The sequence below is a fragment of the Dinghuibacter sp. genome (assembly GCF_035492835.1).
Taxonomy (GTDB): domain Bacteria; phylum Bacteroidota; class Bacteroidia; order Chitinophagales; family Chitinophagaceae; genus Dinghuibacter.
Window position 1 is genome coordinate 1 of sequence record NZ_DATJIY010000006.1, and the last position, 10,034, is coordinate 10,034.

11 protein-coding genes are annotated in these 10,034 nt (G+C 59.7%); 3 read left to right on the forward strand and 8 right to left on the reverse strand.

Annotation, left to right across the window (positions count from 1 at the left end; genetic code table 11):
• Window positions 1-1,681: MMPL family transporter (locus VL547_RS00415; protein WP_325573986.1), on the reverse strand; the 1,681-nt coding region annotated here is incomplete at its 3' end.
• Between the two features lie 41 nt (window positions 1,682-1,722).
• Here VL547_RS00415 and VL547_RS00420 point away from each other — a divergent pair.
• A complete protein-coding gene (locus tag VL547_RS00420; RefSeq protein WP_325573988.1) occupies window positions 1,723-2,268 on the forward strand; it encodes a PsbP-related protein in 546 nt (181 codons plus the stop codon).
• Window position 2,269: 1 nt separating this feature from the next.
• Here VL547_RS00420 and VL547_RS00425 read toward each other — a convergent pair whose 3' ends face one another.
• A complete protein-coding gene (locus VL547_RS00425; RefSeq protein WP_325573990.1) occupies window positions 2,270-3,472 on the reverse strand; it encodes a serine hydrolase domain-containing protein in 1,203 nt (400 codons plus the stop codon).
• Window positions 3,473-3,521: 49 nt separating this feature from the next.
• Between VL547_RS00425 and serA the strand changes: the two genes are divergently transcribed.
• Entirely contained in the window at window positions 3,522-4,760 is a 1,239-nt protein-coding gene (gene serA, locus VL547_RS00430; RefSeq protein ID WP_325573992.1) for a phosphoglycerate dehydrogenase, read from the forward strand.
• A gap of 127 nt (window positions 4,761-4,887) precedes the next feature.
• Here the strand turns inward: serA and VL547_RS00435 are convergent, their stop codons facing one another.
• On the reverse strand, window positions 4,888-5,184 hold the full coding sequence (locus VL547_RS00435; RefSeq protein WP_325573994.1) for a hypothetical protein: 297 nt from the start codon (window positions 5,182-5,184) through the stop codon (window positions 4,888-4,890).
• An 11-nt stretch (window positions 5,185-5,195) separates the two neighbouring features.
• On the opposite strand from VL547_RS00435, the gene VL547_RS00440 reads away from it, so the two are divergent.
• A complete protein-coding gene (locus VL547_RS00440) occupies window positions 5,196-6,386 on the forward strand; it encodes a phosphotransferase enzyme family protein (protein ID WP_325573996.1) in 1,191 nt (396 codons plus the stop codon).
• 44 nt (window positions 6,387-6,430) lie between these two features.
• On the opposite strand, the gene VL547_RS00445 is transcribed toward VL547_RS00440, so the two are convergent.
• The 5 genes from VL547_RS00445 to VL547_RS00465 all read right to left on the reverse strand — a co-directional run.
• A complete protein-coding gene (locus VL547_RS00445; RefSeq protein WP_325573998.1) occupies window positions 6,431-7,345 on the reverse strand; it encodes a hypothetical protein in 915 nt (304 codons plus the stop codon).
• A 28-nt stretch (window positions 7,346-7,373) separates the two neighbouring features.
• Window positions 7,374-7,949: an HAD family hydrolase gene (locus tag VL547_RS00450; RefSeq protein WP_325573999.1), complete on the reverse strand. Its 576-nt coding sequence runs from the start codon at window positions 7,947-7,949 to the stop codon at window positions 7,374-7,376.
• Window positions 7,946-8,650, reverse strand: a complete 705-nt coding sequence (locus VL547_RS00455) for a nucleotidyltransferase family protein (RefSeq protein WP_325574001.1) — start codon at window positions 8,648-8,650, stop codon at window positions 7,946-7,948. Before VL547_RS00455 ends, VL547_RS00450 begins: the two co-directional genes overlap by 4 nt.
• Window positions 8,635-9,660: a dehydrogenase gene (locus tag VL547_RS00460; protein WP_325574003.1), complete on the reverse strand. Its 1,026-nt coding sequence runs from the start codon at window positions 9,658-9,660 to the stop codon at window positions 8,635-8,637. The genes VL547_RS00455 and VL547_RS00460 overlap by 16 nt, the downstream gene beginning before the upstream one ends.
• A 73-nt stretch (window positions 9,661-9,733) precedes the next feature.
• A partial coding sequence (locus VL547_RS00465) for a hypothetical protein (RefSeq protein WP_325574005.1) occupies window positions 9,734-10,034 on the reverse strand: 301 nt, incomplete at its 5' end.

The following is a 10,034-nucleotide window of genomic DNA, read 5'->3' on the forward strand; positions in this document are numbered from 1 at the left end:
CCCGCAAGGCGGTAAGAAGCGAGTCTTTCCGGGCCGGGCTCCAATACCGGTTCCAGCGGGCGATCCGCAAGCGTTGCAGCGAATCCGACAGCAACAACGACGACACCCCGGAATACTTCTTCACGAAACCCGAGTCGGTCAGCTGCGCCACCCGCGCATTCATCTGCTCCCCCGCCTCCAGCGCCTGGTCCAGCGTCCGCCCCTCCGTGACCAGGTACACGGACTGGTAGGAGAAGACGCTGATGCGGCGCAGCGTCGCCTCCGCTGTCTTGAGCCGGGGCGACATATAGTTCATCTTGTTGAGGTCCGCTTCAAAACCCACCTTGGGCGCCTGCCAGGCAAAGACCACGGTCAGCGCGAGGATCACGACCACCAGCCAGCGGTTATACTCCGGCCGGAGCGAGGCCAGGCGGTCGATCCACGAGTGCTCCGGCGCGCGCGATTTGTCCAGGCGCGGCAGGAAGTGCGGCAGGAAGACCAGCGAGCAGAACGATGCCCCGATGAGGCTGAACGCCGCAAACAGACCCAGGTCGCGGAGCATGTCGGACTGTACGAACTCCAGGCAGAAGAACCCGCCGATGGTGGTAAAGCTCCCTATGGTCAGGGGAAAAGCCAGGTCGCGGATCGTTTGCGCTACGTCCCGCGTGTGCCGGTAGTGGTTGAAGACGTGCAGGGAGTAGTTTACCGCCACCCCCAGGATGACGGACCCGCTCCCCAGCGCGATTACCGAGATACTTCCGCGTATGAAGTGAATGGCCGCCAGCGCGAAGAGCGATCCGAAGAGCACCGGCACGAGGATGATGAAGGGCGCCCGTTTTTTACGGAAATACCAACCGATAAAAACTATCAGGAAGACGACGGTGACCCCTTGGGTGATGATCGTATCGCGTCTCAGCTGTAGCGCGTTACCCACGGAGACGGCTACCGCGCCAAAATAGGATGCGGACGCCCCGCGCGACGAAAGGCTGTCCCGGATCGCGTCGATGCCGCGCAGCAACCGCGCGTTCATACCCGTGTTGTTGACCGGGTACCGCGGCGTCAGGAACATCATCAGGTAGCGGTGGTCGCGCGTCATCACGTACTGATCATACAACTCGAAATTGTCGTCGTATTGTAGCTGGCGGAGCTTTTTCAACCCCAAAAAGGTGATACCGACGGGGTCGTGGACGATCATCTGTTTCAGCGCCAGGCCGGCGGGGGAGGAGAGTGTCCTGACGTCGCCGGCCAGGGTCGCCTGGAGTTGCGCCGGCGTGATAAGGCTATCGAGCGAGACATAATCGGAGGAGTCGAGGAACACCGGCAGGTGCTCGGAAATGGTGTTGAACAACGAAAAGCTCAGCGAGTCGTCGACCTTGTCCGTAAACCGCGCGATATAGGGCCCGAGGCGTGACGAAACCGCCGACGCGAGGTCGGCCGCATACGCCGTCAGGCTGTCCGGCTGCGCCGAGCTGTCCTTCATCGACACCATGATGACTAACCGCTCGGTAAAACGCGAATTCCGGAAAACCTCGTTGAGCTTTTCGACCTTGGGGTCCTTGGGCAGCACCTTGGAAATGTCTTCCTCGAAGTGCGTTTTCGACGCGAACCAACCCAAAAGGACAAAACTTCCTATAAAGCAGCCTAAAAAAACGGGTCGGTGTGCGTCGAAATACCGAAAGATGCGGACAAGGACCTTTTCCATGGCTGCAAAATAGTAAATTAGGTCTCAAATACCCTCAACCAATGAAACCGATCCTGCTCCTCACGGCCGTCGTTATGCTTGCCGGCTGCCACCTTTCTCCAAAGACCACCGATTCACAGGAAACGATAAAAGCCTTCGCCGCGGCGCCGGGGATGAACGGCGGGACCGGCCGGTACGGCATTAAGGCGATCCCCGGCTGGACCAAAAAGGATACCTCGATGAACGGCGTGCATTTTACCGCCGTCATCTGCGATACGATCGTCGGCGGCTTCCACCCCAACGTCAATGTCGTGACACAATCGATGACGCTCTCGCTGGATGATTGTTTTGCGCAGAGTATCGAAGGCATGCGCCAGTACCTCGCCAACTTCAAGGTCATGGACAAGGGCTCCGGAACGTTGAACGGGCACGATTCCCGCTGGCTCCGCTATTCCTCGACCGTCGATGGCAAGGACAACGAAGGGATGCTGACGTGTGTCGTTTCCGGGGGGATAGCCTACGTCGTGACGTGTACCGCGGCGCGCGGGCACTACGACGACAGCAAGGCGGCGTTCGATGCCATCGTGAACAGCTTTAGCGTGGAGTGATTTATTTCCCGCCACCGTCGCCATCGCCGGTATCGTCGGATTCGGGCATCGGCACGCCCTTGACGTCGAACTTACGCCCCGTCAGGGCTTCGGCCAGCGGCTGGACGTGGTAGATGTACTTGTCGAAGCGGTTCCCCAGGACGATGATGGTGTAGCCTTCTTTTATGAGCCTGAAGAAAACGGTATTGTTCCCGTGCCAGTACCCGTTATGAAAGATGACCTTTTCGGTGGGGTAGAGGAACAGGTGCCAGCCCAGGCCGTAGTTGCGGATACCGGGTTTCTCGAAGCTGTAGGGCGTGTACGCCATGTCGAGCGACGCCTTGGTCAGGAAGTCGGTACGCAGCGCCTGGTCCCATTTGAGCAGATCGTGGGCGGTGGAGTAAACGTTCTTGTCGCCATAGGTACCGTCCAGGAAGGTCCAGGCGGCCATCCGGCCGTTGCCCATGTAGGAGGGCATCACGCTGTCCAGCATGCCCGCCGTGACGACGCGCGTGTCTTTCATACCGAGCGGGTCGAAAATGGTTTGCTTCATGTACTGCGGGAAGGGCGTCCCTGTCACCTTTTCCACCACCAGGGCGAGCATCGCATAGTTGGTGTTGCAGTAGTGGAAGCGGGTGCCGGGTTTTGCGGTCAGCCGCGGTTTGAGCCGCGACAGCACGGCCAGCAGGCTATCGTTGGACAGGTAGTCGTGCTTGTTCCAACCGGTCGTCGGCATGTAATAAAGATAGTTGGGCAGCCCGCTCCGGTGGTTGAGGAGCATCTTCACGGTGACGCCGGGGTAGGGGAACGCCGGCAGGTAGTATTGCACGCTGGAGTCGAGGTCGATCTTCTTTTCTTCCATCAGCTTGAGCACCGCCATCGCGGTAAAGGTCTTGGACACCGACGCCAGGTGGAAGGCGCTGTGCTCGTTCACGGGCTTGTTGCGCGACCGCAGGTCCTCGTAGCCGCGATAGCGCTCGTAGATGACGCTGTCGTTCTTCGCGACGAGGAAGGCCCCGTTGAAACCGGAACGCTGTAGCGAGTTATAGAAGTTATCGGATAACGCGTAGATGCGGTTGAACTCTGCCGGCGTGATCCGCGCGCGTTTGACGACCGCGCTCGAATCGCCGCGAACACTCGTTTGCGACTTGTCCTCTTTCGGTTGCTTAGCCCCACAACTCAACATGATACCACAAACACAAATACCCAAGGCGATATGTTTCATGAAACGGCTTCTTATTTCTTATTTTTGCAAAATAATAGACTCCCAGGCAATGTCAGAAAAAAAATTAACAAGCTATCCAAAAGAAAAGATCAACATCCTCCTCCTCGAGAACATTAGTGAAACCGCCGCCAGCCTCTTTAAGGACGCCGGCTATGCCAATGTCACCCGCCTCACCGGCGCCCTTGGCGAAGAAGAACTGATCAAGCAGATCAAAGACGTCCACCTGCTGGGCATCCGCTCCAAGACCAAAGTCACCCAGGCCGTGCTGGACGCCGCTCCCAAGCTCCAGGCCATCGGCTGTTTTTGCATAGGTGTCAACCAGGTTGACCTCAAATCAGCCACCAGTCACGGTGTCACCGTTTTTAACGCCCCTTATTCGAATACCCGGTCGGTGGCCGAATTGGTCATTGCCGCCTCCATATTCCTGATCCGCCGCATCCCCGACAAGAACAAGGCCGCCCACGAGGGGGTCTGGATGAAAGAGTCCAAGGGGAGCTATGAACTTCGAGGTAAAACGTTGGGTATCATAGGATATGGCAACATCGGCTCCCAAGTCAGCGTCCTGGCCGAGGCCCTGGGGATGAAGGTCGTATTTTATGACGTACTCACCAAGCTCCCGCTGGGCAACGCCCGCCGGGCCCAGACCCTCGAGGAGCTCATGTCGGTAGCCGACATCGTGACCCTCCACGTCCCCGAGACGCCGCGCACCAAAATGATGATGACCGCGGAGGTCCTTTCGCACGCGAAAAAGGGCTCCATCCTCATCAACTACGCCCGTGGCGAGGTCGTCGACCTGGACGCGCTGGCATTGTCCCTTCGGGAAGGCCGGTTCAGCGGCGCCGCCGTCGACGTTTATCCCTGGGAGCCGGAGAAGAATGGGGATCGCTTTGAGACCCCGCTCCAGGGCCTCTCCAACGTCATCCTCACCCCCCACATCGGCGGCTCCACCGAAGAGGCGCAGGCCAACATCGGCGAAGACGTTTCCGACAAGCTGTTCCACTACCTGGAGAACGGCGTCACCATCGGTTCCCACACCGTCCCCGAATTGAACCTGCCGCCGCAGGAGGGCACCCACCGCATCCTCCACATCCACCGCAACGTCCCCGGCGTGCTGAGCGAGATCAACTCCGCGTTGTCCACGCACCAGGTGAACATCCTGGCGCAGTACCTGAAGACCAACGAAGAGATCGGGTATGTCGTGCTCGACGTCGACCAGCGCATATCCGCGAAGGCGGCGGAGCTGCTGCGGGAGGTGCGCAATACCATTAAGGTGCGGATGCTCTACTAGCTTTTGCCTTGTTGCGCCTCGTGCTCCGGCGAGCCTCGGGCCTGTCAGGCTTTTTTGGCGAGGATCTTTTTGGCTCTGCTTTTGAAGGCGGCAGTCTCGTAGGGCAGCCGCTCTTGGATGGTTGTGATCAATTCTCGATGTCGATGTCCTGCAGCACCCGGAGGATGTTCCGGGGTACGGCGGTAGGCAACCCGGGGGCCCTGAGCAAATCAATCGTTTGCGCTAAATATGGGGTCAGCAACGAAGGATATTTTCGGATCACATAACTTAGCACCCAGGCCGAACGCTGGATCACGCGGTATTCAGTGCCGGTGAACAGGGACATCAGGACGCCGAAGCGTTGGGTGTCTTTGCCGATATGGGCGGCGATGGCCTGGGCTTGCTGTTTGGAATGCTCTTCCAGCAGGGCTTGACGAATGTTCATGTTATAGACGTATGTTGGACCAGACCACTTTGCAAGAATTGTTTTCCCGTTTTGGCCTAAACCCGTTGGACTGGCATTGCGTGGCATTTGGCTCAGGGCTGATCAATTCGACCTGGGTGCTCCGGGACCGGCAAGGTGTCGTCAAATATATCCTTCAAAAGATCAATCACCAAGTTTTTAAGCGGCCGGAGGACCTGGCGTATAACCTGAAGATCGTTGGCGGGCACCTGGAGAAGTATCACCCGGAATACCTCTTCGTCCATCCCCTGATGACCCTCGATGGGGCGACGTATGTGCACATCCGCGGGGGCGCGGGGAGCGACTCCAACGCCTCCGGTGCGTCCAACGCCACCGGCGCCTCCAACGGCTCCGGCGCTTCTGGCAGCCCCGGCGCGCCGGGCGCCACCGGCGGCGAGTACTTCCGCATCTTCCCCTTTGTCCGCGGGTCGAAGACCCTGGACGTCGTCAGCCGCCCCGAGCAGGCGTATGAGGCCGCGCGGAGCTTTGCCCGCTTCAGCCACCAGCTGGCGGACCTCGACCCCAAGCTGTTACGGGAAACGCTGCCCGGTTTCCACGACCTGGGCGAGCGCTACCGGGCATTCCAAAAGGCGCAGACCTCGGCCACGCCCGAGCGGCACGCCGAGGCCGCCAAGGAAATATACTACCTGGAAAACCACGCCCACTACGTCTCCGACCTGGAGGCGCTCAAAGCGTCGAAGGACTTCCCGCTCCGGGTCATGCACCACGACACAAAGATCAGCAACATCCTTTTTGACGACGCCGACCGCGCCTTGTGCGTGATCGACCTGGACACCGTCATGCCGGGGTATTTCCTGAGCGACGTGGGGGACATGATGCGGACGTACCTGCCGCCGGTCTCCGAGGAGGAGCAGGACCTTGCGCTCGTCAAGGTGCGTCCCGAATACTTCCGCGCCATCGTGGCGGGGTACCTGAATGGGATGGAGGGGAGCCTGACCGCGCTGGAGCAACAGCAGTTCCTGTTTGCGGGGCGCTTTATGATCTATATGCAGGCGCTCCGGTTCCTGACCGACTACCTGGAAAGCGACGTATACTACGGCTCGCGTTATCCGGGGCACAACCTGGTGCGCGCGCGCAACCAGGTGCGGCTGCTGCAGTCTTTTAATGCGTCGGAGGAGACGCTCCGGGGGCTGCTCCGCGAGGTGTTGCCGGTGAAGGCATAGCCGGCTGGCGGTGTTGCCCGCGCCCGGCCCCGTTGGCGGCGCTATTACTCGTGCCCCCCGACGCGCGGCGGCGTCTTGAGCGGCTGCGGCACGGGCGCCTGGCCGTTCTGAAGTTTCTGGCTGAAGACCTTGTTGATGTGCACCCACTTCCCGTTGACCCAGCGGAAGCCCTCATAGTCCCCGTCGGGGACGAGCGTGTACTTTTTCTCCGGCTCGTTGCTTTCCGAGATCAGGTGGTCTACGATGATCAGCCCGAGGTCAGGGTCGTATTGGATACGGGCGCCGCAGTCCTTTTTGTACTCGATCATATAGCGGTCGATGGGGCCGGGCTGAACGGGGTCGCCCGCGTTAAAAACGAAATAACGGCCGCCAAATACGGGCTTGCCCTCAGCGTCGAACGTAAGGACTTCGATCCATTTACGCGTCGACGCCAGGTTGTGCTCGTCGTAGCCGAGCAGGGTGTAATAGTTTTTGCCGAGGTATTTCTTCAGAACGATCCGGTAGTAGATGTTCCCGATCCAGTAGGTGTTATTCGTCACGGTGTCGAGTGGATGATCCGTGGCGTCGGTCCGGTCGATCAGCGCGAAAAGCTTGAGTGACCCGTCGGGGGTGCGCATCTGGATCGCCCCATGCCGGCGATAGCTGTCCTCGCTGACCATGACCTCCCAGGTAAAGACGCGGAAGCTGCTGTCCGGTGCGTAAAGGTGGGATACGTTCTGCAGGGAGTCGAAGGGATATTCGAAGGAGTAGGGTTCCTTGAGCGCCCGCACCAGCGTACGGGTAAACTGGCTGTCTGCCTCGAACCGCTCGGAGGCGTCCCGGCCGTTGACGATTTGGGCGCCGTTGGCGGTGAGGGAATCCTCATAGCTCCGGAGGTCGGGCTTTTTTTGGGCGAGCACCGTTGTTGGGAGCGCGAGGGGGAGTATCGCCGGGAACAATAGTAACAATAAGATCCTCATATACTTCTATAACTGAGAAACCGGGAATTTATTGCGCCGCGCGGGCCGCCAGCGCACGGGCGAACGCTAACAGATCGGGATAAAGAAAGTCCACGAGCGGGTGCGGCATCGGCGGCTCCTGCCGCGTCGTCGGCAGGAATACGGTCTGGACGCCGATGTTGCGCCCGAACTCCATATCCGAGAAAGTATTCCCCACCATAAAGCTCCGCGTGGGGTCTATCTCGGCGAAGTCCTGCATGGCTTCCTGGCCCATAATGGGGTTGGGTTTGCGGCGGGGGCTGTCGTCGTGGAGGTCGGGGGCGTAGTAGATGCGGTCGATGTGTCCGCCGACGGCCGCGACCTCCGTGGTCATCTTGTCGTGGATGTCCAGGAGGTCCTGCTCCGTCATGAGGCCCTTGCCAACGCCGCGTTGGTTGGTCACCACCACGATCCGGCCAAAAAGCCGGCTGAACAGGCCCATGGCCTCGAGCACGCCGGGATTGAACTGGAACTCGTCCCAGTGGCGGACATAGTCCATGGGTTTCTCGACGTTGATGACCCCGTCCCGGTCCAGGAAAAGGGCCCAGCTCCGGTCCACGCGGGGCAACGCTATCTGTGTACTCATAGGAATTCTTTTTGAGCCCGTTTATAGTCTTCCGGGATACCGATATCGATAAAGTAAGCGTCCTCGGGATAGCCGAACAGACGGCCGCCGGCCACGCGGGGCTCCAGGAAGTCGCGTTCGAAGGAGAAGACGCCTGAAGGGGGAGCCGAAGCCAGGTATTCCGTGACGTTCAAACCATAAAGCCCGGCGTTGATCAGGCCGGATGATCGCGGTTGTTTTTCTTCAAAGCCAATCACCCTGCCATCGGGATCGATGTCAACGATGCCGTAGCGGTCGAAGTCGCGCATCGGTTTCAAACCCAGGGTGACAAGGGCGTTGTGCGCGACGTGTACTGCCGAGAGCGACGGCACGGAGGCGCGGAACATGGTATCGCCGTTGGTCACGATGACCTGCGGGTCTTCGGCGACCTTGCACGCCTCGCGGATGGCGCCGCCGGTACCCAGCGGCTCCTTTTCGACGGCAAAGACATAGTCTAAGGCGCCATATACCCGGTCTATATATTTTTCGATGACGTCGTGCTTATAGCCCAGCGAAAAGATAAAATGTTCGATCCCCTGCTCCAGCAGGTAGTCCATGACATGACCTATAAAGGGTCTGCCCGCCACGGGGGCCATGCATTTGGGCAGGTCGGGGACCGCGCTCCTCAGCCGGGTACCGAGGCCGCCGGCGAGGATGATGGCTTCCTTTATTTGGCGGTCCATGTGGTGAGGCCGGATTTGACGAACCGGTAGGGTGAACAAATACCGCCCATCGCGCCCAACGTTTCGCGGACCTTGTAAGAGGTGTTGCCGGGACAATAGAAGATCATAAAGCCGCCGCCGCCAGCGCCGGAGATCTTGCCCCCAACGGCGCCGGCCGCTTTGGCCTTGTCGTAGATGTCTTCGATCAGCGCATTGGAGATGTTGTGCGCCATCCGGCGTTTTTGCTGGAAACCGAAGTCCAGGATTTCGCCGATGGCCTGGAGGTTGCCGCGGAGCAGCGCCTCCTTCATCATCCGGGCCTGCTCCTTGAGTTGGTGCATGGCTTCGATCGAGGCCGTATTGTTCGACGTGACGTTCTTCTGCTGTTCCTTGATGATCTTGGCCGACTCCCGGCTGGTGGCCGTGAAATACAGTACCAGGTTGTGTTCCAGCTCGTCGAGGTATTCCTGCCGGATGCGCAGCGGGTTGACGATCACCTTGTCGGCAAAGAACTCCATAAAGTTCACGCCGCCAAACGTGGCCGCGTACTGGTCCTGTTTGCCGCCCGCCAGCTGCAGGTATTCCCGCTCGATGCGGTACGCGTAGTGGGCCACGTCGTATTCGCCCAACGGCAGCTTTAGCAGCTCCGCAAAGGCCCCCAATATCGCCACAACCAGGGTCGAGGACGTGCCTAAGCCAGACCCGGGGGGCGCGTCGACGATCGTGGAGAGCCGGAAACCCTTGCACGGGAGCGCGCCGTAGTCTTCGACGACCTTGTTGTAGACGCCTTTGAGCAGGTCCAGCTGGCCGTCCAAAGGCAGGCTTTTGGACGCTTCGTAGGTGATTACCTGTTTCTGGTCGAAGGCCTCCAGGATGATGGTCGGCTCGTCCAGGGGTTCGATGTTCGCATACGCATATAATGAAACGGAGGCATTCAATATCGCGCCGCCGTAAAGGTCGCTGTAAGGACTCACATCCGTCCCGCCACCGGCCAGGCCGATCCGCAGGGGCGCTCTGCTACGGTATATCATGGGCGCAATATAGGACAAATCCCGTTCGCCTCCGGCGGCCGCCATGACCGCGGGGCAGCCGCAGCGCGCCGTTCTAGTTCGGTACCCGGAGGTAGCGCAGCAGCGCCGGACCCTTTAGGTTGTCCGGGATGCTCACGCCCCCGGGAACGATCACGCAGCGGAACTCCTGGGCGTCGCTGACGCCCGCGGTGTAGAAGTTCTGGCTGTTGACGAAGTCTATCCGCACGTTCCCGGGCGTGATGATGGCGCTCCACGTATCGGTCATGCCATTGTAGGTCAGCGAGACCGGCATCTGCTGCACCTGGTTGCTGCCATAGAGGTCGGTGTAATACCCGTTCAGCATCGCGAACGTGACGACCATGCCGTTATTGAAA